Source organism: Winogradskyella sp. J14-2, from assembly GCF_001971725.1.
Taxonomy (GTDB): domain Bacteria; phylum Bacteroidota; class Bacteroidia; order Flavobacteriales; family Flavobacteriaceae; genus Winogradskyella.
In genome coordinates, this window is the sequence record NZ_CP019388.1 from 1,803,848 (window position 1) to 1,828,236 (window position 24,389).

At 35.4% G+C, this 24,389-nt stretch carries 16 protein-coding genes; 12 read left to right on the forward strand and 4 right to left on the reverse strand.

The features are described 5' to 3' along the window. From BWZ20_RS08280 to BWZ20_RS08310, 7 genes are all read left to right on the forward strand, one after another. Window positions 1-783: a DUF6090 family protein gene (locus BWZ20_RS08280; RefSeq protein WP_157358364.1), complete on the forward strand. Its 783-nt coding sequence runs from the start codon at window positions 1-3 to the stop codon at window positions 781-783. Between the two features lies 1 nt (window position 784). After that, window positions 785-1,081: a DUF6090 family protein gene (locus tag BWZ20_RS08285; protein ID WP_157358366.1), complete on the forward strand. Its 297-nt coding sequence runs from the start codon at window positions 785-787 to the stop codon at window positions 1,079-1,081. Between the two features lie 695 nt (window positions 1,082-1,776). Continuing rightward, window positions 1,777-7,365 (forward strand): alpha-2-macroglobulin family protein, encoded by a 5,589-nt coding sequence (locus BWZ20_RS08290; RefSeq protein WP_076618922.1) that lies wholly within the window; start codon window positions 1,777-1,779, stop codon window positions 7,363-7,365. A 411-nt stretch (window positions 7,366-7,776) separates the two neighbouring features. Next, on the forward strand, window positions 7,777-8,628 hold the full coding sequence (locus BWZ20_RS08295; RefSeq protein ID WP_076618923.1) for an SH3 domain-containing protein: 852 nt from the start codon (window positions 7,777-7,779) through the stop codon (window positions 8,626-8,628). Window positions 8,629-8,720: 92 nt separating this feature from the next. Next, window positions 8,721-9,056 carry an antibiotic biosynthesis monooxygenase family protein gene (locus BWZ20_RS08300; RefSeq protein ID WP_076618926.1) on the forward strand — a complete coding sequence of 112 codons (336 nt, stop codon included), beginning with the start codon at window positions 8,721-8,723 and terminating at the stop codon, window positions 9,054-9,056. Between the two features lie 76 nt (window positions 9,057-9,132). Then, on the forward strand, window positions 9,133-11,496 hold the full coding sequence (pbpC, locus tag BWZ20_RS08305; RefSeq protein WP_076618929.1) for a penicillin-binding protein 1C: 2,364 nt from the start codon (window positions 9,133-9,135) through the stop codon (window positions 11,494-11,496). Between the two features lie 48 nt (window positions 11,497-11,544). Continuing rightward, entirely contained in the window at window positions 11,545-11,985 is a 441-nt protein-coding gene (locus BWZ20_RS08310; RefSeq protein WP_076618931.1) for a hypothetical protein, read from the forward strand. A gap of 45 nt (window positions 11,986-12,030) precedes the next feature. Here BWZ20_RS08310 and BWZ20_RS08315 read toward each other — a convergent pair whose 3' ends face one another. After that, window positions 12,031-13,116: an endonuclease gene (locus BWZ20_RS08315; RefSeq protein WP_076618933.1), complete on the reverse strand. Its 1,086-nt coding sequence runs from the start codon at window positions 13,114-13,116 to the stop codon at window positions 12,031-12,033. 135 nt (window positions 13,117-13,251) lie between these two features. Between BWZ20_RS08315 and BWZ20_RS08320 the strand changes: the two genes are divergently transcribed. Both BWZ20_RS08320 and BWZ20_RS08325 read left to right on the forward strand, forming a co-directional pair. After that, entirely contained in the window at window positions 13,252-16,131 is a 2,880-nt protein-coding gene (locus BWZ20_RS08320) for a TonB-dependent receptor (RefSeq protein ID WP_076618936.1), read from the forward strand. Window positions 16,132-16,164: 33 nt separating this feature from the next. After that, a complete protein-coding gene (locus tag BWZ20_RS08325) occupies window positions 16,165-17,607 on the forward strand; it encodes a DUF5689 domain-containing protein (protein WP_076621304.1) in 1,443 nt (480 codons plus the stop codon). A 486-nt stretch (window positions 17,608-18,093) separates the two neighbouring features. Here BWZ20_RS08325 and BWZ20_RS08335 read toward each other — a convergent pair whose 3' ends face one another. Next, window positions 18,094-18,603 carry a heavy-metal-associated domain-containing protein gene (locus tag BWZ20_RS08335; protein ID WP_076618939.1) on the reverse strand — a complete coding sequence of 170 codons (510 nt, stop codon included), beginning with the start codon at window positions 18,601-18,603 and terminating at the stop codon, window positions 18,094-18,096. A gap of 95 nt (window positions 18,604-18,698) precedes the next feature. Between BWZ20_RS08335 and BWZ20_RS08340 the strand changes: the two genes are divergently transcribed. Next, window positions 18,699-19,577, forward strand: a complete 879-nt coding sequence (locus tag BWZ20_RS08340; RefSeq protein WP_076618942.1) for a DMT family transporter — start codon at window positions 18,699-18,701, stop codon at window positions 19,575-19,577. Window positions 19,578-19,625: 48 nt separating this feature from the next. On the opposite strand, the gene BWZ20_RS08345 is transcribed toward BWZ20_RS08340, so the two are convergent. Both BWZ20_RS08345 and BWZ20_RS08350 read right to left on the reverse strand, forming a co-directional pair. Then, entirely contained in the window at window positions 19,626-21,707 is a 2,082-nt protein-coding gene (locus tag BWZ20_RS08345) for a M16 family metallopeptidase (protein ID WP_076621306.1), read from the reverse strand. Between the two features lie 19 nt (window positions 21,708-21,726). After that, window positions 21,727-23,046, reverse strand: coding sequence for a M16 family metallopeptidase (locus tag BWZ20_RS08350; RefSeq protein WP_076618944.1), 1,320 nt, complete (start codon window positions 23,044-23,046; stop codon window positions 21,727-21,729). 288 nt (window positions 23,047-23,334) lie between these two features. Here BWZ20_RS08350 and rplU point away from each other — a divergent pair, with 288 nt between their 5' ends. Further along, window positions 23,335-24,021, forward strand: coding sequence for a 50S ribosomal protein L21 (rplU, locus tag BWZ20_RS08355; protein WP_076618947.1), 687 nt, complete (start codon window positions 23,335-23,337; stop codon window positions 24,019-24,021). 43 nt (window positions 24,022-24,064) lie between these two features. Then, complete coding sequence (gene rpmA, locus BWZ20_RS08360; protein ID WP_076618949.1) at window positions 24,065-24,325, forward strand: 50S ribosomal protein L27; 261 nt, start codon at window positions 24,065-24,067, stop codon at window positions 24,323-24,325. Window positions 24,326-24,389: the final 64 nt, after the last annotated feature.

The window sequence follows — 24,389 nt, forward strand, 5'->3', positions numbered from 1 at the left end:
TTGAAAATAGAATATAAAACTATGATAAAATTCTTCAGAAAGATAAGATATAAACTCTTGAGTGAAAGGAAAACATCACGATATTTAAAATATGCCATCGGTGAGATTATTCTCGTGGTCATCGGTATTTTAATTGCCCTTCAAATCAATAATTGGAATGAACAAAAAAAAGCAAAACAACAAGAGCAAACCTATTACTGCAAAATTGCCGAAGATTTACAGGTAGATATTAAAAATATTGATAGCTCGCTAGTCACTATTGATGAGCGGTTGAAAAGCACAGAACGGTTTTTAAAAAATCTTTTAAAAATACAAACGGATAAACAAGTCATTTTCAAAGACTTTATACCAACTTTTAGGTATTATAAATTCATCCCTACCAAACCAGCTATAGTTGATATCACATCATCTGGAAAACTTGAAACACTTAGAAATCAAGCTTTGAAAAACAGAATTTTAAGCCATTATACTGAGCAAGACAATGCATTACAAATCATTGATATAAATGACAAGGCGCATATTCAAAAAATAATTGAAATTGAAAAATTTGCCGATTTTGGATTTCAAGAAGTGCCAGAATATCAAAGCATATTTGATGAAGAATTGCAAGGATTATTATCCAGCACACAATGGCAACAAAACCCAAAAGACGAATTATTTATAAAGATTAAGGATGCTATGATTTTAAGTATAATTCGAAGTGACCGTGAAAAAGAGCTTCTTAAAGCCATTAAAACTGATGCCGAAGAATTGAATAGTTTATTAATTGAAAACTGCGATTGATATGATAAAATTCTTTCGTCATATTCGTCGCTCACTAATCAACCAAAATAAAATGAAAAATTATTTTAAATACGCTTTTGGTGAAGTATTACTAGTAGTCATTGGAATACTCATAGCCCTAGCGATTAATAATTGGAATGAAAATAGAAAAGCAAAAAATAATGAAATTGTCCTTTTAAGTAAACTGCAAGAAGAAAATAGCTTGAATATGACCTCTATCGAAGACCATCTCGAACTTAGAAAAGAGATGCCTGATGCAGTAGACAGTTTTTTGAATTCCTTGAGAGTAAAAACCTAGAATCAAAAAGTGAATTAACACAAGAAAAACTCGGTAATATTTTACAGTCAGCTGCCTATACTTTTATACAAAGCAATCTTGTAAATTATATAAATACCTACAATGCTAAAAATTCAGAGCTGAGCAAAGAGCTAGCCACATTAGAGTTTTATCAAAACGATTTACATTTATCCTCAACCAAGGGCTTAGATTTAAAAATCAAATACGTTTTTGAAGCCTTAAATAACGATGTTGATTTTAGCTCATTAAACATTATCTCTTATAAAACATTAGAGTCTTTGAGATTTAAAAATAATTTGGTGATTTTAGCAGATATTGAGTACGAAATATCCTCTATGTTTATCCAAACTTATAACCAGATGCAAAAAGTTGATTCCTTAATTACACAAAAGCTCAAATAAAATCAATTATTTCAGTTCGAATAATCTCGTGTCAGTTCTAGTGATTCCGACATTTTTGTAAGAATTGTATCGAGAACTTTTATTATTAACCACAACTTCTCAGAGCAACTACAACTCCAAAATATCCCTTATTTTTTATTAATATTTCACGCGCATCCATAGTCTTCTTTTGTAACTTTAAGAACAATTTAACAAACACTCAAAGTCTAAACCTGTAAAAAACAAAGTATTTATTTAACAAGAATGCACCTACCTTTCTTTTTACTGAAGTTTTATTTAATACCATCATCAACTATGCGCATCAAAAAGCACCTTGCCTTCCTAGCTCTAATCATAATCACATTTTCCTGTAAAAACAAGCCTGTTGAAACTGATAACATCTTTAAATTTCGTGATTATATCAGTTACACTACTTCTGGTCGTGTATCTATAGCTGACCCAATACAAATTAATTTAGCTGAAGAAGTTAGCGGTTGGGAAGCAGAGCAAGGTATTGATGCCAAAATCGTAAAAACACATCCTTATGTTGAAGGGTCTCTTAAAGCTCTGAACAAGCACACCCTTGTATTTACGCCAGACGAAAACCTAGAGCCAGACACCGAATACACGGTAACGGTAAATTTAGCTGACATCTATAAAAATATCCCAAAAGATTTTGAATACTACACTTTTCAGTTCAAAACCATAAGACCAAGTTTCAACCTTATTACCAACAATGTGCAATCGTACAGCAAAGAATGGCAATATGTTTTAGGAACGCTACAATCGGCAGATATTATTGCTCTAGAGGACGCTAAAAATTTGGTAGAAGCTTCTCAAAATAACAAAGACCTCAATATTGTATGGTTAGAAAGCAATGATACTTCTCGTTATTTCGAATTTAAAATCGATAGCATTAAGCGCGAGATTGAAGATAGCAAAGTGCTTGTCTCTTGGGATGGGAAAGCCATTAACGCAGATAACAAAGGGGAAAATCACCTCAACATTCCTGGTAAAAACAACTTTACCATTATAGAAACTAATGTGATTCAAAATCCTGAGCAGCATTTAACGATTAACTTTTCAGACCCATTACAAAAACAACAGAATTTTGCTGGTTTGGTAACACTTCAGAATGTAAAAAATCCAAAATATATCGTCGATGGTAATGTGCTAAAAGTGTATCCAGACACTAAATTGGTTGGCAACATTAAAGTTGATGTATTCACAGGAATTAAAAACACAGATGGCTTCAAACTCAAAAATCAGTTTACCCAAACCTTAACCTTTGAAGAATTAAAACCTCAGGTACGTTTAATAAGCAGTGGTTCTATTCTTCCGAATTCAAAAGACTTAAAATTCAATTTTGAAGCGGTTAATTTGAGCAAGGTGGATGTCAGAATTATCAAGCTTTTTGAAGATAATGTGCTTCAGTTTTTACAAGACAATAACCTCAATAGCGATAACAGTTACGCGATTAGAAATGTTGGCCGTCGTATTGCTAAAGAAACTATAACACTTATTCAAAATCCATCTCAAAACACAGGAAAATGGAAAGCCTACAGCATCGATTTATCTAAATATTTACAGGCAGATGCTGGTGCTATTTATCGTGTAGAAATCGACTTCAAAAAAGACTATTCCCTATATGATTGTTCGTCAAATGTTGAAACTTCAGATGTTGATGAAGACGATTACTATGATGATTATTACGAGGACTATTATGAGGATGATGTTTATGCTTCCGAAGACATTTCCGAAGAAGAGCAAGACTTAAGAGAAGAGCGTTATTGGGACAATCTTACTTATAGCTATAAGAACAGAAATTACAATTATCGCGAAAGAAATAATCCGTGTACAGAATCGTATTTCAACTATGGCAACAAAGGCATTGCTGCCAACCTAATTGGCTCTAACCTTGGTGTTATTGCTAAGCAAGGCAACGATAACAATTACTTTTTTGCAGTGACCAATATTTTGGACACCAATCCAGAACATGGCACAAAAATCACATTATACAACTATCAACAACAAGCTTTGGCAGATGGTATAACCAATCAAGATGGAATTGTAGAAATTGACGCCAAAAAACGTGCAGCTTTTGCGGTTGCTGAAAAAGGCAACAACGTAAGCTATGTAAAATTGTTTGATGGCAACGCACTCTCTCTAAGTAAATTCGATGTCTCTGGAAGCAGATTGCAACGTGGTCTTAAAGGCTACATTTATGGCGAACGTGGTGTTTGGCGACCTGGTGACAGTCTGTTTTTAACCTTTGTGCTTAATGACAAAGCGAACAAATTACCAAAACGCCATCCTGTAAAATTAGAAATCACAGATCCAGTCGGCAAATTGGTCTATCGTAAAGTTTCGACCGACAATCTCAACAACTTCTATGATTTTAAAGTGCCTACTTCATCAGATTATAAAACTGGAAATTACAATGCTAAAGTCTCGGTTGGTGGTGCCAATTTTACCAAAAGTTTGAAGATTGAAACGGTAAAACCAAACCGTTTAAAAATTAAAATCGATTTTGAAGACAAGGTGCTCAGCAACAACAAACCGCTTCAAGGCGATTTGAATGTGGCTTGGCTTCACGGTGCACCTGCAAAAAATTTAAAAGCTGAAATTAAGGCGAAATTCACCACAAAATACACCAGTTTTGATGGTTATAAAAACTATGAATTCAACGACCCAACACGTAATTTCAGTACGGAAGAAACCAATGTTTTTGAAGGTAATCTTGATACTGAAGGCAATGCAAAAGTAAATTCAACATTAAACATTGGGAAAAATGCACCTGGAATGTTAAACGCACAATTCTTAGTACGTGCTTTTGAAAATGGTGGTGATTTTTCTCTCGATGCATTCACAGTGCCTTATGCGCCTTACGAGAGTTTTGTTGGGCTGCGTTCGCCAGAAGGTAATCGTTACGGATCTTTCTTCACCGATGAAAATCACACCTTTGATATTGCTACAGTTGATGCCAGCGGGAAACCTGTTCAACGTAGAAAACTAGAAGTAAAAATCTATAAAATTGAATGGCGTTGGTGGTGGAATTCTTCTTACGACAACTTATCGAGCTACGTGTCTAGCAATTACCACAGACCAATGCAACAGTATGAAATTGATACAGATGCCTCAGGAAAAGCAAGTTTCAAAATTAATATTCCTGAAAAAGACCGTGGACGTTATTTAATTAGAATTGTAGACCCAATAAGTGGTCACGCTACTGGTCGTACTGCATATTTCTATAAAAATTGGTGGTCTAATTCGCCATCTGGTGATAAGGATGCTGCTAAAATGTTAGTCTTTTCAACAGACAAGGACAATTATAATGTTGGCGAAACAGCAAAATTAACCTTTCCATCTGGAAGTGAAGGTAGAGCGTTAATCAGCATAGAAAATGGCACTGAAGTTTTACAACACCAATGGGTAAAAACGCAACCTGGTGAAACTACGGTAGATATTCCTGTAACGCCAGAAATGGCACCAAACGTATTTATCAATATTTCGTTGTTGCAGCCTCACGCTATAACGTCTAACGATTTACCAATTCGTCTGTATGGTGTTATTCCTATGATGGTAGAAAATCCTGCCACCAAATTAGAACCACAAATTAAGATGCCAGATGTTATTAGACCTGAACAATCTTACGAGATAAAAGTATCTGAAAAGAACAACAAACCAATGACTTACACTATTGCTGTTGTTGAAGAAGGTTTACTCGATTTAACCCGATTTAAAACACCAAATGCTTGGGATAGTTTCTACGCTCGCGAAGCTTTAGGTGTAAAAACTTGGGATGTTTTTGACGATGTTATTGGCGCTTATTCTGGTAGTATAGACCAGGTCTTTGCTATTGGTGGCGATGGTTCTGCAGCTAAAGGCAAAAACAAAAAAGCGAATCGTTTTAAACCTGTGGTAAAGTATTTAGGACCTTTCCTTTTAGATGCCGGAAAAACACAAACGCATCAACTAAAAATGCCAAATTATATTGGCGCTGTGCGTACAATGGTTGTGGCAGGAAACAATAACAAAGAAGCCTACGGAAGTGCTGAAAAATCTGTTCAGGTTAAGAAACCACTTATGGTTTTGGCTACTTTACCACGTAAGTTGAGTCCTGGCGAAAAAGTAACGCTTCCTGTTACTGTTTTTGCAATGGAAAATAAAGTGAAGAACGTCAACCTATCCTTAAAATTAAGTGATGGCATTACAGTAAAAGGTCAGCAAACACAGTCGCTTCAATTTGATAGACCAGATGAAAAAATGGTGTATTTTGAATTGGATGTTTCCAAAGCAAAAGGTATCAATACGATTGAAGTTATCGCTTCAGGAAATGGCGAAAAGTCCAACTACAAAGTAGAGATTGATGTTGAAAATCCTAACCCAATGACCTCTCGTGTTATTGATAAGGAATTGGCTGCCAATGGTAACCAAACGATAGAATTTTCAACCTTTGGAGAACCAGGTACCAACTATGCAACGGTAGAATTTTCAACCTTGCCACCAATGGATTTCTCTAAGCGTATGGCATATCTCATTCGTTATCCTTATGGTTGTGTTGAGCAAACCACATCTAGCGTATTTCCGCAGTTGTACTTAACGGATATTTTCGACCTAACGGATAAAAAGAAAAAAGAAGTTCAGCAAAATATTGAAAATGGTATTCGTCGTTTGGGAACATTCCAAAATCCTGATGGTGGATTAGGGTATTGGCGAGGCGAGCGCACAGCAAGTGATTGGGGAACGAGTTACGCAGGTCATTTTATGATTGAAGCTGAAAAGAAAGGCTTTGTTTTACCACTGAGTTTTAAGAGCAACTGGATTGCCTATCAACGCCAAGCAGCTCGCAACTGGCGACCAAGTTACAGACATTACAATAGTGACTTAACGCAAGCTTACAGATTGTACACTTTGGCATTGGCAGGAAGTCCAGATTTAGCAAGTATGAACCGATTACGTGAGTTTGAAGACATTTCGAATGATGCCAAATGGAGATTGGCTGCAGCTTATGCTTTGGCAGGACAAAAAGAAGCGAGCGAAGCGATAACGAAAACGGCGAATATCGATTTTCAACCTATTAATGCTGATAATTACACTTATGGGTCGTTACACAGAAACAGAGCAATGGCTTTGGAAGCTATGCTGCTTACCAACGATTCTAAAAAAGTAGAATTAGCAAAACGCATTGCAAAATCGTTGTCTAGTGATCAATGGATGAGCACGCAAACTACAGCCTACAGCTTATTGGCAATGGGCAAACTTATTGTTGAAAATGGTGGAAAAGATTTAAAACTAAGCTATTCCATAAACGGAAAATCGGAAACGATTGATACTAAAAATGGTATTGCACAACGTAACATTCCTATTAATGATGGTGCTAATCAAATTACAATCAATAACAGCAGAGACAATGTGGTTTATGTTAGAATTTTAAACTCTGGAAAACTGAAACTAGGCGAAGAACTGCCAGTGCAACGTGGTTTTTCAATTTCAACAGTCTATAAAGATTTACAAGGCAATATAATTGATGTTCGCAAATTACAACAAGGTCAGGATTTTGTAGCAACGGTTAGCATTTCTAACCTCACTAGTGATTATGTCAATGATGTGGCGCTGACTCAGATTTTTCCATCTGGTTGGGATATTGTCAATACGCGTTTCACTGATTTTGGTGATACAACGGTCAGTCAAGCCAGATACACAGACATTAGAGACGACCGTGTGAACTTCTTCTTTGATATGGACAGAAGCGGCACACGTGGCACAAAGACCTTTACAGTAATGCTCAATGCTTCGTATTTAGGCACCTACTATTTACCAGGTGCACAAGCCGAAGCGATGTACGATAATGACGATTATTTAGTACGCAACAAAGGGCAATGGGTTACTGTTGAGAAGTAAAATTCCTGCCTTTCGACTACGCTCAAGGTAGACTCTGACAGGAATCTCATAAAAGTAACGTCAGTTCGAGTGATTTTCTGTCATATCGAGCATTGGTTGAAATCAAAATATATTTTGATTGAAAGCACCTACGAAGTAGTCGAGATAAAAGAAAATTGTATCGAGAACAAATAGAAGTGAAAAAGTTTCTTTTCTCGATACTAATTTCAACCTATAAATAGCTTGAAATTCACTCGAAATGACGAAACTTGAAAAGACTGAACTAATTTAAAATAGATTCTGAATCAACACTTCGACAAGCTCAGTGTGACAGTTCAGAATGACAAAAACAAAGCTAAACTACTTGTCGTCCGGAAGACAAGCATCCTAGAATGTAAACCGCTAAAACGTTAAACTTAAAAACAAGTAATTATGAACAATTTAAAAATGATTTTAGCGATTGGATTTGTATTCAATATCCTAGTGGTAACAGCACAACAAAACGCTTATGTATCGGCAGAAAGTGGATTGTCATTGAGAGATCAGCCTGATGTTAGCGGCAAAATGCTGACAAAATTAGCCTATGGTGAAGCCATTGGTGTTTTAGAAAAAACCAATAAACAATTGGTCGTTCTCGATGCTGGTGAAAAAGTAAGTGGCGAATGGGTTAAGGTGGAAACCAGAAATCATATTGGTTATGTGTTTGATGGGTATTTGTCATCAGAAAAAATTGCCAAAACCATTCGTTTGAAATTAAAAGATTTAAATGTTGAAATTAAAAATTTGGCGACGAGTGATTACAAGCGTTCGCACGATTTAAGCAATAGCGAAACAGCAACCATCAATGTTGACGCAGACGCAACACCTGAAGGCAAAAATATCGTATTAGTAGATAGCGATTATAAGCACGTAAGCTTGTTTCAACGTTATGAAAACAGTTTCTCATTTATGAGTTCAGATTCAAAATGCAACACTAACGAGTGGACACAATTTGACACCGAATGGAAGCCATTAAAACAATTGAATTCTAATACTTACGAGACTTTGACATACACTGAAAAGGATTGGATTACATTTATTGAAACAGCAACAAAAGATTTAAAAGATGATGTGGTAGATAAATGTGGTGTAGATTGGTTGAATTATGTAAAGACCATTGATAACGTTAAAGATTTTCCTGTGAGTGTATTGACAAATCGTGTATTTATCAAAATAATTTTAACCGATTTTGAAGATAATGTAACAGAAAAAATCATTGAGTTTGAAATGCCAAAAGGCTCTTGAAATGTAAATTTGTCAATTTGAGTGCAGTCTGAAAAGTTCCTAAATTCTATTAGGTTTCGACTGCGCTCAACCTGACAAAAAATTAAATACTAATGAAGGATAAAATTCCCTACTACGCAGTCATATTCACATCAACTCAAACCGATGACACTGAAGGCTATTCAGAAATGGCTGAGAAAATGGAAACTTTAGCCAGACAACAAGAAGGTTTTATTGGAATTGAAAACGCTCGTAATACAATTAGCATCACTGTAAGTTATTGGGAAAGTTTAGATGCCATAAAAAACTGGAAAGCCAACACTGAACATTTATTCGCCCAACAAAAAGGTCGTGAGCAATGGTATAATTGGTACAATGTAAAAATTTGTAAAGTAGAACGTGAGTACCAATTCCTGCGAAAGCAGGAATCTCATAAACAGAAACTATAATAGTCTATACTGTCATTCCGTGCTTGACACGGAATCCATTATAAATTCCACAGTTAGATTCTGAATCGAGTTCAGAATGACAAAAAACAAGGTGAAACCAATAAACTACATAAAACGCCACAAAATAAAGTCAGCAATCCTAGCTGTACTTCTTTTAGTTTATTATTTCTCTTTACCAAAAGAACTATTTAAAGACCCAACAGCTACTGTAATTACCAGCAATAATAATGAATTGTTAGGTGCTAAAATTGCAGATGACGGCCAATGGCGATTTCCTGAAACCGATAGTGTCCCTGAAAAATTTAAAACCTGTATTTTACTTTTTGAAGACGAATATTTCTACAAACATCCTGGTTTCAATCCTATTTCAATTTTTAAAGCGTTAAAAGAAAACCTAAGTTCTGGTTCGGTAAAACGAGGTGGAAGTACACTCACGCAACAAGTGATTCGCTTATCTAGAAAAGGACAATCTCGAACCTATCTCGAAAAACTGAAAGAGCTTATTCTAGCAACACGACTAGAATTCAGACATTCTAAAGATGACATTTTAAAGCTGTATGCAAGTCACGCACCCTTTGGTGGTAACGTGGTAGGTATTGATGCCGCAGCTTGGCGTTATTTTAATAGAGAAGCATCTGATTTATCTTGGGCAGAAAGCGCAACCCTTGCGGTTTTACCCAATGCACCAAGTCTTATTTATCCGGGAAAAAACCAACAACGATTACTTGACAAACGCAATCGCTTATTAAAAAAGTTGTTAGACAATGGCACTATAAATGAGCTCACTTACGAACTTTCCATCGCTGAAACTTTACCACAAAAACCGTATCCTTTACCTCAAATCGCACCTCATTTATTACAAAAAGTAGCCAAACATAATAAAGGTAAGCGACTAAAAACAACGGTTGATATTGCCTTGCAAACACAAGCTAACCATATTGTAAAACAGCATTACAATAGCTTAAAACAAAATGAGATCTATAACATTTCGGTATTGGTCTTAGACGTTAAAACCAGAAAGGTCTTAACCTATATTGGCAATTCGCCAACAGATAATGCGCATCAAAAAAGTGTGGATATTATTGACAAACCCAGAAGTACAGGCAGTATTTTAAAACCGTTTTTATATGCTGCGATGCTTGATGCTGGCGATTTGTTACCACATACTTTGGTAGCTGATGTTCCCACACAATTTGGTAGTTACCAACCCGAAAATTATGACAAGTCTTATGATGGTGCAGTACACGCCAACGAAGGGCTGTCACGCTCGCTGAATGTACCTGCTGTAAGGATGCTTCAGAAGTTTGGGCTAGACCGTTTTTACCATTATTTGAAGCGATTAAAGTTGAAGGATTTAAGATACAATGCCCATTATTACGGTTTGTCTTTAGCGCTTGGTGGTGCCGAAAGTAACCTTTGGGATTTGTGTAAAAGTTATGCTGCAATGGCTTCGACTTTAAATCATTTTAATACCAATTCTAGCGCATATTTTACAAACGAATTTGTAGAACCTGTTTATAGTTTTGAATCGGAGATCGACTTCGGCAATCTGGTTTCTGAAAAATCAGTTTTTGATGCTGCATCCATCTATCTCACGTTTGAAAGTATGAAACAAGTCAACCGACCTGAAACGGATGAAAGCTGGGAATTTTACGATTCGTCTCAAGACATTGCCTGGAAGACTGGTACCAGTTTTGGGTTTAGAGATGCTTGGGCTATTGGCACCACCAAAGATTATGTGGTTGGTGTTTGGGTTGGTAATGCAGATGGTGAAGGTCGTCCTGGTTTGGTTGGTGTACAAACTGCGGCACCAATTTTGTTTGATGTTTTTGATATTTTACCAAAAAGCGAATGGTTCGCCAAACCTTATGACGAAATGATTGAAGTGAGCATTTGTAAGAAAAGTGGTTATCGCGCTTCAACTGTTTGTGATGATGTGGAATCTCAATTTATTCAAAATTCTGGACAAAAAACAGCACCTTGTCCGTTTCATAAGTTGGTGCATTTGGATGCTTCTGGGCAGTTTCAAGTGAATTCTTCTTGTGAGGATGTTTCAAACTTAAATACGATATCTTGGTTTGTTTTACCACCACTTCAAGAATATTATTTCAAAACTAAAAATCCGTTTTATAAACCGTTGCCGCCTTTTAGAAATGATTGTGTCGAAACTTCAGCAATTCATATGGAATTTATTTATCCCAATCAGCAAAACACTATTTTCTTACCTAAAGATTTTAATGGCAACACCAACGATTTAATTCTGAAAGTAGCACACTCTAGACCAGAGTTGACGCTGTATTGGTACATAGACGATTCTTTTATTGGACAAACCAAAGATATACACGATATGGCAGTTTTACCTGAGGCAGGTGAACACATCGTTACTGTTGTTGATGAAATGGGTAATGAAATAAAGCATAGGCTTACTATAGCAAATTAAAATGGTTTCTAATTCGCAAATTCTTACTTTTGCATTAAAACATAATAAATGGAAACACTACAATTTATACATTCGGGTTGGGCTTACATTGTTTTGCTGGTCTTAGTCATTGCAACATTAAATGCTTTAATTAAGTTTTTTAGCGGCAAAGAATATAGTCCTGTAGACTTTAGATTTTCGTTATTTGCTTTAATTACAATGCACATTCAGCTTTTAATTGGAATTATTTTGTTTTTCTCTAAAGATTACTTTTCTACAATAAAAGAAGTTGGTGGCATGGGAGAGGTGATGAAAAATTCCGCCCTAAGAAATTTAATTGTTGAGCATCCTTTAACAATGATTATAGCTGTGGCATTAGTAACTATCGGCTACTCAAAACACAAAAAGAAATTGGTATCTAGACCAAAGTTTAAGCTTCTTGCTATTTTTTACACATTAGCTTTAGTGTTAGTACTAGCTAAGATTCCTTGGAATTTATGGTTTAACTAATAAAAAAGGCGCAAATTAAAATTTGCGCCTTTTTTATTGAGAAAACTAACCTTTACTTGGCTCTTCTTCAGTATTTTCTTTTACTTCTTTAATGAGATAAATATATACTGGGAAATGGTCACTAAAGCCATCGGTAAAACCACCATCCGCAAAACTTCTTAGCGGATACCCTTCGTAACGTCCACGTTTATTGAACAAGTAGACTGGATTGTAAATACCAGCTTTCCAATATCTAAATGATGAGTAATCGTCTTCTAATAAAGGTTTAGTCATCATAATCTGATCAAATAAACTCAAAGCATCTCTATATGCTGTTGTTCCCCATCCTTTGTCTGTAAACATTCTTTCATAAGGATTGTAAATACCTTTAAAAGGTACTTTCTTCTGATCTTTTTTTGCCTTAAGGACCTTCTTTACGCTTTCGTTTGTTGGGTCGTCATTTAAATCTCCCATAACAAGAATCTTAGCATATGGATTTATAGACTGAAGCGAGTCTATCATACGTTTATTTAATTTAGCTGCGGCAACACGCTTTGGCCTACTTCTAGCCTCGCCACCTCTTCGCGATGGCCAATGATTGACTATGACATGAATTAAATCTCCATCTAACTCACCTGATACTAATAATTGATCGCGCGTATTAATCTTTTTCCGAGATTCATCATCATAGATTACTAACTCGTGAGAACTTGTATTTATAGGTTTGAAAAGTGCTTTTTGATATAATAGAGCAACATCTATCCCTCTTCCATCAGGACTTTCGTAATGGATTATCCCATAATCTTTTGCCAAAAGTAATGGATCGTTAACTACATCTTCAATAACATCTCTATTTTCAATTTCACAAATACCAATTACAGCTGGAGAGTTATTGGCCATATCTGCGCCAATATCTGCAATAACTCTCGCCATATTTTTAACCTTCTTTTTATACACTTCTGCACGACCACCTTTCATTTCCATTATTGGGCTGGCTTCATCATTTTTTAAAGGGTCGTTGATAGTGTCAAATAAGTTTTCTAAATTGTAGAAGGCTATTGTATGAATTTTAAAGCGTTTTTCATCTTGTGCATTAACATTTAGAAGGCTAATCATTACAAGCACAGTCATAAGAGGTTTTAATATCTTCATAATTGATATATTATGTAATTGTTATATCCTAAGCAAATTGCTTGCCAAAAGTATATAATTATTATAAATAATGTACATTTGCACGCCTTAAATAACTATTATTTAATCTAAACGAAAATCAATTTAAAATTAGGTATGAAAAAAAGTTTTTTATTCTTTCTGTCCTTCATAACCTTTTCATTAGTAAGTTTTGCCCAACAGACTACTATTAAAGGAAGTGTTTTAGACGGAACAACAGGAGAACCTATTCCTGATGTAACTATTACTATTGAAGAAACTGGGCAGAGCCTTAAAACCGACGCTAAGGGTGAGTTTAGTTTTACTCAGAACGTTCCTTTAGGCGAGCAAGTTCTGAAAATTGAAAAAGTAGAATACGTTACTAAACGTTACCCTATCATTGTTAATGAAGGACAAACTGTTGATATTAGCGGAATGACCTTAGACTTTGATACGAGTGACAAAAAAGATCTCTTCGTTATTTCAATTTCGGATGATAATCTAAATGGCGAAGACGATGGCTTAACAGATAACGTATCTGGATTATTACAAGCCTCAAGGGACGTGTTTTTAAGTGCTGCCGCATTTGATTTTAGTGCTGCTTTTTTTAGACCGAGAGGTTTAGACAACGCTAATGGTAAAGTACTTATCAACGGTGTTGAGATGAACAAACAGTTTAACGGTAGACCACAATGGGGTAATTGGGGTGGACTAAATGATGTACAGCGCAACCAAGAGTTTACTATGGGCTTAGCTGCTAATGATTATAATTTTGGAGATTTAGCAGGTACTAATAATATTGTAATGCGTGCCTCAAGATACCGAGAAGGTGGTCGTATCTCTTATGCCTCTGCAAACAGAAGCTATCAAGGAAGGATTATGGCTAGTTATAGCTCTGGGTTACTCAAAGGAGGTTGGTCTTACTCTGTTTTAGGGTCTCGTCGCTTTGGTGAAGAAGGTTTTGTGGACGGTACCTTGTATGATGCCAACTCATTTTTTGTGGCTGTTGAAAAACAAATCAATGAGAAGCACAGTCTTAACTTTACAGGTATCTATGCACAAAACAGACGTGGTCGTTCTACAGCCATAACTCAAGAAATTCATGACCTTAAAGGACGAAAATACAATCCTTTTTGGGGTATGCAAGATGGGGAACAACGTAACTCTAGAATGCGAGAAATTAATGAGCCTATTTTAATGTTAAATCATTTTTGGAAAATTTCTGATAACGTAAGGTTAAACACTAATGTTGCATACCAATTTGGAGAATTTGCTGATACAAGAATTGATTTTTTCGGTACTCGTTTTGATGAAGAAAACGGGCAGCTTTACGGTGGTGCCAGAAATCCTACACCAGAATATTGGCAAAACTTACCAAGTTTCTTTTTGGCTAGCCCTAACCCTTCAACAGCAGATTACGCAAGTGCCTACTTTGCTCAGCAAGAGTTTTTGAATGATGGCCAATTAGATTGGACTGAATTTTATGATGCAAATATCCGTAACGGCTACAATATTTATGCACTTCAGGCAAACGTTGTAAATGACAATCAGCTAACCGTTAATACTATTTTAGATGCAGAATTATCAGATAATATTAGGATTAACGGAAACATCAACTACAGACGCTTAAATAGTGAAAACTTTGCACGTATTGAAGATTTGCTAGGTGGTCCTGGCTATTTAGATGTTAACCTTCCTTTTAATGATGGCGAAGGTTTTGGGCAAAGTGTTGACATATTTGCGCAAAGTAACATTAGAACACCAAACAGAATTGTTGGTGAAGGTGACAAATACAGTTACCACTACGATATTAATGCAAACGTTCTTTCATCATTTGTACAAGCACAATTTAAATATAATAGAGTAGATTTTTATCTAGGAGGTACAATATCTAATACTACTTATCAACGTGAAGGCTTTTATGAGAACGGTTATTTCACCAATAACAACCCTAACGGAATAGTTGGTTCTTTTGGTAAAAGTGATACCGCAGATTTTACGAACTATGGTATCAAGGCTGGCGCAACTATTAAAGTAACGGGTAAACATCTTATTGATATCAACGCCAACCATTTCACAAAGGCACCTGGTATAAGAGCCTCATTTGCAAACGCAAGACAAAACAATCTATTAGTTCGAGATCTGGAAAGCGAAACCATAAATTCCATAGACGCAAGTTACATTTTTAGATCACCAATACTAAAGGCAAGACTTACGGGATATTTCACTACTTTTGAAAACGGCACTGAGGTAAACTTCTTTTTTACCGAATCTGTAGGTAATCTTACCCAAGAAATTGCACAGAATATTAACAGACAAAATTATGGTGCAGAACTTGGTATAGAAGCCCAGATTACACCAACAATAAAGCTAAAGGGAGCTGCGGCAATGGGTCAGTTTACATACACCAATAATCCAAACGTTTATTACTCATCTGATAGATTTGTCGACTTAACTTTTGGTGATGGCACTGCTGAAATGGAAGACTATCGTGTAGCCAGCGGACCAGAGCGTGTTTTTCAGGTAGGCTTTGAGTATAGAGATCCTGACTATTGGAATTTTGGTGTAACTACAAACTTTTTCTCACACACCTATGTAGACCCAAGTTTCTTAAAAAGATCTGCCGCGTTTGCTCAAGATCCTGATACTTATGATCTAGATGAAATATTGGCCAGTAGCCAAGACGGTGTTGTAAATATTAGCGGCTTTGGTGTTGCTGATTACGATGAAGAAGTTGCCCGCGGCATTTTAAGACAAGAACGCTTTGAAGATTATATGTTAGTTAATTTAACCGGTGGAAAATCTTGGAAAATCAATGACTACTTTGTTGGTTTTTTCGCAACGGTTAATAACGTCTTTAATCAAAATTATAGAACTGGTGGCTTTGAGCAAGCTAGACGACTAGATTACAGAAGCCAGATTGAAGAACAAACCAATACTGGTGGTCCTATATTTGGTAACCGCTATTTCTTTGGTAACGGAACAACATATTACCTTAATGTATATGTAAGATTTTAATAAGCAATGTTAGAACAAAATAAATTAGAAAAAATGAAAACCTTAAAAATTAATAAATTAATAGTATTACTAATTGGTCTATTAGTATGTAACAGCTGTGTTCAGGATGATGATTATAATGTTCCAAACACGCAAATCGAAGAACCTGTATTAGATGGCCCAGTAATAGAAATTAGTGATGTTCTTGGTAGATTGGTGCAAGAACAAATAAGTGAAGATGATAACTTTGGTGCTAATCCTAATAACGGTCTTAACTACGATTCTGAGGTAACGTATCAATTTGACGACGAAACCGTACAATACATGGAAGGGTATGTAATATCCACTGATGAAGCAGGTAACTTTTTTGAAGAAATAATCTTACAAGATAAACCAGAAAACCCAACTGTAGGTATCAAAGTTCCTATAGATGTCAATCCACTTTTTACAAAGTACGAGATAGGTCGTAAAGTCTACATTCGTGTCACAGGACTTCATGTTGGAATTTCAAATGGTGTCTTAGCAATTGGTGCTAAGGATGGTAACTTTATAAGTAAGATTCCTTTTCCTTTAGAACTTCAAACTATTAGACGCTCTGCAGAAAAGGCTGATTTAGTACCTTTAACACTTCCTCTAGAAGAGTTTGATGATTCTAAAACAAATCTCTTCATTAATATTCCTGATGTACAATTTAACAGAACACAAGCTTTAATTGAAGAATTAAGTTTCGCCTCTGAAGGGTTTGATGAGTTTGACGGAGAACGTACTCTAGAGAGTTGTAGCTCAGGAGCATCAAGAGTGTTTAGTACTAGTACGTTTGCTGACTTTAGCGCTTTAAATTTACCACAAGGTAGAGGTAGTATGGATGCCATTTTAAGTAAAAACTTTTTTGGTGACGAGTTTAATGTTGTAATTAATACACCTGAAGGAATTGATTTTGGTGGTATTGAGAATCGTTGCGATCCAGACTTTTTAGAATGTACTGGTGCATCTGGAGGTGGAAGTGCCATCTACTCTGAGGATTTTGAAGGCTTTGGTGGCTATGCCGCAGAAGGTTGGACAAATGTAAATGTGAGTGGCGGTAGTACAACATGGATAACTGGAAGTTTTAGTGGGTCTACTTACGCCCAAATTTCTGGATTTAACAGTAATGAAGATGAAATAAATGTATGGTTGGTGACACCAGGCATTAATATGGATAATACAGAAGGTGAAGAAATTAGCTTTGATATTCAATCTAATTTTGATAACGGAGACATCTTATCTGTACTTGTTTCTACAGATTTTACTGGAGATCCGCTTACGGCTACGTGGGAGATTCTAGATGCAAATATCCCATCAGGTCCTGCTAGCGGGTTTGGTACCTTTACTGGTGTTGGGCCAATCAATATATCTTGTGTAGATGGTACTGCGCATTTTGCCTTTCTTTACGAAGGGTCTGACCCAAGTGCCACGACAAGATATCATGTAGATAATATTGTTGTAACTGGCAACTAAAACTAGATTTAATGTATAATAAGCCACGCCATTATAATACATGGCGTGGCTTTTTTATAAGAGAGTTTATGTTAGACTTGTATTATATTACCGTATTTAACTATTATAAGAGGAGTTTTAAAAGACAATCTCATAGAATTGCATTGTTTTATATAAACCTATTAGAGATTTCTATTTATTCAGCTTTAGGTGCTTTCTTTTTGGCTTTTTCTAAACAAATGAAATTAGTAACAATGTCTTTATCTAAATTCTGGATACTCTTTGTGTTAATTTCGACTTTTATAGTTTTTAAAAACTGGATGCGTTATAACGGAAAAAAAAGAAATGTACTTAATGCAAAATCCAGGACTAAACGGTCTATATTTTTTATATGGTTTTTACCATTAGCCTGTCTGGGTCTTACCTTTATATTTTTTCAAGTATTATAAAAAAAAACCATCTATTAAAAGATGGCTTTCACTTTATTAAAATATAGGTTAAAATTTTCTATTTTAACTTGTTGCTACATTCTTTTTTACATGCCTCTTTGCATGCTTTCTTTTCGGCCTCTGTTTTGTTTGCACAATCCTTTTTTTCTTTGCAAATTTCTGAACATGTTTTAACCTCGCCCTCAAAGCTATTCACAACTTTAATATCTTTAACCTTATATACGTCTCCTACCTTAGCTACAGCTTCTTCTAGAGATTCTGGTGTTACTTTAGCTTCATCGTATTCTACCATTGCTAAGCGTTTGTCAAAATCTACTTTAGCAGATTTTACACCATCCATTTTAGCCATTTTCTTTTCTATGGTTTTTGCACAACCCATAGCACAGGTCATACCATCAATTCCAAACTCTACTTTAGCGTAAGTTGCGTTAGGGTCTAAGGTTTTAGATACCTCCTTGCTACTCACCTCAACATTTACAGTCTTAACTTCTGGCTCAGCTTTATCTTTACAAGATGTAAAAGCTAAAAGTAAAGCAGTAGCGATAATTACATTCTTAAATATCCTCATAAGTATTAACTCTTAAATTTTGGCTAAATCTAATAAATATTGCTGTTTCTTGCGAAAGAATTAACGATTTTTGTGATGTTTTAGAAAACACTTGTATGAAAAACCCTAACATTAAGTGGATTTATCTTCTTATTCTTTCCGTTATTTGGGGAAGCTCGTTTATCCTTATTAAAAAATCACTTTTAGGACTAACACCCTATCAACTCGGTTCTCTAAGAACCCTTTTTACAGGAATTATATTGTTATTTGCAGGGTTCTATCATTTAAAGAACATTCCAAAATCCAAATGGAAATGGCTTATTTTATCTGGATTTCTAGGCTCTTTTTTTCCAGCGTACTTCTTTGCTATAGCCGAAACTGAAATTGATAGCGCTGTTGCATCCATATTAAATTCCTTAGTGCCCTTAAATACAATAATACTGGGCTTTGCCGTATTTAAGATAACATCTACCAAACGACAGATTCTTGGTGTTATAATTGGCTTTATTGGTACGGCTCTTTTAATTTTAAAAGGCTCGGAGCTTAACCCTAACCAAGACTATCTCTATGCTGGTTTTGTTATTGCGTCTACATTAATGTATGCTGCCAACGTTAATATAATAAAACGTTATTTACAAGATGTAAAGCCTTTAGCTATTGCTGTTGGTAATTATATTTTTATTAGTATTCCGGCGTTTATTGTTCTTGTGTTTTCGGGTTTTTTTTCTTCTGAACGATTAAACCATCCTGATTTGCTCAACTCATTAGGGTTTGTAGCGCTCCTCTCTATTTTTGGCACTGCGATAGCTAAGGTTGTTTTTAATAAACTTGTTCAAATTTCTACACCTGTATTTGCTTCTTCTGTCACTTACATCATGCCTGTAATTGCACTTATTTGGGGTGTGCTAGACGGTGAATCTTTCAGTATTGTGCAGGCTTTAGCAGCTCTCTTAATTTTAGTAGGGGTTTATTTGTCTCATAAACGTAAAACATAAAAAAACCGAAGTTAAGACTTCGGTTTTTTTTATTAAAGCATTTTAGTTTTAATTAAAATCTTCGGCTGTTACACCTTCGTTTATTTTTACTTCTGTGGTTTCAAACGTAAATGCTTGTGGTCCCGTAGTAACTTTCATAGTATACGGCATTTTGATACCGTCTACTTCTTTATAGTTAGAGTAATCTATAGTTGTAGTAATGGATTGTCCTTGTGCTTCTGCTGTAGATTCTGTTCTTATTAAGTAACCTGATTGTGCATCATAATATCTATATGATTCTGTATCATCTTTAGTTACTTTTATTTTGTAAGCATCTTTACCTTCAATAGTTGTTAAGCTTTCTAATTTAATAGTTGAGGATTCCATATATAATTCTTCAAAAAGACCTTGAGCAGATTTTCTAGAAGATAGTTCTTTGTCTTCCATCGGAATCTTCCTTCCCTGTTGCTCCATGTAGCCGTTGGTACCATCAAAATTTTGTTTCATCAATGTTCCCATACCTTCTGCAACTACCTCCATTTTATATTTGTTTGGTGCCATTTGCTTAGTTGTAGCCATAGGCTTAAATGGTGCGCCAGGAATAGTCATTTCTGCTTTGACAAGGGTTGTATTTACTTTTCTTAAGTTATCCTCTCCTCCAATAGCGTTAACGTAATTTTTAATCACGGTTTCTGCTGTTAAATCAGCTGGCAACGGCTTTGAGAATACAGGCTTTTCTGTTTTATTAGCGTATGCATCATAATACATTATTGGAATTCCTGTTTTTTCAAGATTTTCTAAAACTTCGCTTCCCTTACCTACTACAACGATTCGCGCATTTTCTGGTCTAAAGTGTTTGTTAGCTACGCGCATTACGTCTTCTTTAGTAACAGCATTAATTTTCTTGAGATACGTAGAATAAAAATCTTCAGGTAAGTTATTTAATTTAATATTTAAAGCATAGTTCGCTATAGTTCTTGGACTTTCTAAATCTAGTATAAAATCACCTACATATTTAGCTTTTGCATTTTCTAAGTCTTTAGTATCAACAGGTTCTGTTTTAATTCTGTTAATTTCTTTAAGGGTTTCTACAACTGCGCTATCCGTAACCATATTTCTTACGGCTGCACCTGCTGTAAAACGAGATACTCCGTATCTGCTTGGGCTTATACTTGTTCTGGCACCATAGGTATAACCGTGTTCTTCCCTAAGATTCATATTTAGATAACTACCAAAACCTCCTCCTAAGATTTTATTTGCAATCAATACAGCGTGATAGTCATCGTCATTCATTTTAAAATCTACATTATTTGTCAAAGAAATATTTGACTGGACCGCATTTGGCATATCCACAAAATTAATTTGTGTGTACTGCGCATTTGGCATCGGATCTGGTATTGTAGTTTCTACATCTATGGATTTTTCCCACTTACCAAAATGCTCTTTTACTTTACGCTCAATATCTCCCATTTCAACATCACCCACAATAACTAAGTACGCATTATTAGGGTTGAAATATTTTTCATAGAACGCCAAAACATCGCCAAACTCAATATTATTTACCGTTTCTTCGGTCACAAACTCACCGTAAGGATGTTTTTCTCCATAAGATAAGGCAGAACCTACTCTAGCCGCAACAGCATCTACACTTTTTTCTTGAGATTTTAAATTTTCTATAAGCTTTTCTTTTTCTTTTTCAAATTCTTCCTTTGTTAATAAGGGATTGATGGCAGCATCTGCCATTAATTCAATTATTCTGTCAGAATATTTAGAAAGTGAGCTTGCAAAAGCACTTTGAGAACCAAATCCTAAGTTGGCGCCTAAGAAATCTATTTCGTCGTTAAATTCATCTTTAGGAATACTAGTGGTACCGTTTCCTAACATGGCACCTAGAATACTGGAAATTCCTGCCTTTTCGCCTTCTGAAATAGGCTTGTTATCAATTCTTAAGGAGATAGAAACCCTAGGTAATTTATGGTTTTCTACAACTAAAACCTCAATACCGTTACTCAATTTAAATTCTCCTGGTTTTTCTAAAGTAATCTTTGGTGCAGGTCCTGGTTCTGGCTGTTTAGATCTATCTATTTGTGCATTTAGTACACTTACTGTCATTAAAAACAATGCAATAAATGCGGATATTTTAGTTTTCATTTTACTATTCTTTTTGTTTTTATTGATCATCTTTCTTTGGTAAGTATTCTAATATTAAACGCTGATTAGGGTTTAAATACTTTTTTGCAACGTCTCTTATTTCTTCTCGTGTTATAGAACGATAAATTTTAATTTCATCATTTATAAGGTTTACATTGTCATATAGCATATAATATCTTGCCAGTGAGTTGGCTATACCTTCTATGCTTGAGTTAGAGTTTACAAACTGGTTTTCAAATTGATTTTGAAGTTTTTGATAATCGCGCTCTGAAATTAATTCCTCTTGAATCTTTACAATTTCCTCGTCCATTTCTGTGATTAAAGTATCTAAAGATACATCTCCAAGTGGCAACCCAAATAATGCGTATATTCCGTAATCCTCTTGACTAATGTTAACAGCTGCCACTTGTAAAGCTTGTTTCTGTTCGTCTACCATTTTTTTGTAGAGCACTGAGCTTTTTCCACCACTTAGGTAGCTAGAAATCATGTCTAATACATAAGCATCTCGATCCTTAAAGGATGGTGTTCTGTAAGCTGCAATAACCGCAGGGATTTGAATGTTTGGGTCATAAGCCTTATCTCTCATGGGCTCGGTAATAGGTGCTTCTCTTGGAAGATCTCTTACTATTTCTTCTCCTCTTGGTATTGGCCCAAAGTAATCTTGAATCATTTTCTTAACCTGAGGCTTATCAATATCTCCAGCTACTACTAATACTGCATTATTTGGCACATAGAATTTTTTGTTAAAAGCCTGAAATTCCTCTAAGGTTGCTGCATCTAAGTGCTCCATTTCGCCAATGGTTGTTCCTTTGTAAGGATGTACTTTAAACATGCGTTTTTTAATTTCGGCCAAAATATTACCGTAAGGCTGATTATCTACACGTAAACGCTTTTCTTCTTTAACAACCTCATTTTGGGTATCTACACCTATTTGATTAATTACAGGATGTAACAGCCTTTCAGACTCCATCCAAAGGCCCAACTCTACACTGTTAGAAGGAAAAACCTCGTAATAATAGGTTCTGTCATCTGTAGTGTTTGCATTATTACTTCCGCCATTAGATGTTACAATATTAAACCACTCACCTCGAGGGATATTTTCAGTTCCTTCAAACAATAAATGCTCAAAAAAGTGAGCGAAACCAGTACGTTCTGGATTTTCATCTTTTGCACCTACATGGTACATTACTGATACAGTAACAACAGGCGCAGAATTATCTTGATGCAAAATAACATGCATACCGTTGTCTAAATCGTACTCCTCAAATTCTACTTGCTGTGCGTTGGTGTAAGAACCAACAAACAACAAGAGTGCCAGAGCAATTAAGCTTTTTCTCATTATTTAATAGTATTTAAATTATAAATTGTTTTAGTGTTTGTCTTAACAACATGTGTATTGTTACACAAAGCCACACAAAAATAAGGAATCAAAACGCTTTTTTAACATAATAAAATGTAAAAACTATAAATGTTAAATACCTTAATAAAAAATAAGACAGATATTTAGCCTTAAAATATCCCAAAAGCCCAAAAACGTTTGTAGATTAGGAATTTAGGAGTATATTTGCATCCGCTTTCTGAGAAAAGCATATTTATTTAATAAACAAATTAATAAAAACGTTACGCTATGTACGCAATTGTAGAGATAGCAGGGCATCAATTTAAAGTTGAAAAAGACCAAAAAGTTTTTGTTAACCGTTTATCTACAGAAGAAGGTAAAAATGTTGATTTTGACAACGTACTTCTTATAGGTGATGGTAACAATGTTACTTTAGGCGCCCCAGCTATAGACGGAGCACAAGTAAGTGCAAAAGTCTTAAAACACCTAAAAGGTGACAAAGTAATAGTTTTCAAGAAGAAAAGACGTAAAGGATACCGTGTTAAAAACGGACACAGACAGGCCTTAACCGAAATCGTAATTGAAGGCATTACAACTTCTGGAGCTAAGAAAACTGCTCCTAAAAAAGAAACTAAAGCTTCGACAAGCTCGGCTACCAAAGCTGAACCAAAAGCTGAAAAAGCCGCTCCGAAAGCAGCAGCTAAAAAAGCAACTGGTAAAGCTGACGACTTAAAGAAAATTGAAGGTGCTGGACCTAAAGCTGCTGAAGCATTAGTAAACGCTGGATATGAAACTTTTGCTAAAGTTGCTAAAGCAACTCCAGAAGAATTAAGCAATGTTCTTTCAGAAGCGAGCTCTAGATTAGCACACATCGTTACAGATACTTGGCCCAAGCAAGCTAAATTAGCTGCTGATGGTAAGTGGGACGAACTAAAAGAATTACAAGACAGATTAGACGGTGGTATTGAAAAGTAATTTTTCTATTCCATTAATATTAACAAAATAAAACCTTAAGACAATGGCTCATAAAAAAGGAGTTGGTAGTTCTAAAAACGGTAGAGAATCAGAATCGAAACGCTTAGGTGTTAAGATTTTTGGTGGTCAAGCTGCCGTTGCTGGGAACATTATCGTAAGACAAAGAGGTAACACACACCATCCGGGTGAAAACGTATACCAAGGAAAAGACCACACTTTACACGCTAAAGTTGATGGTATTGTACAATTTACTAAGAAAAAAGACAATAAGTCTTATGTTTCTATAGCCCCTTTTGAGGCTTAAGAATCTTATTTCTTAAAAATATAGGAACCCTTTCTGTTTTTCAGGAAGGGTTTTTTATTATGAT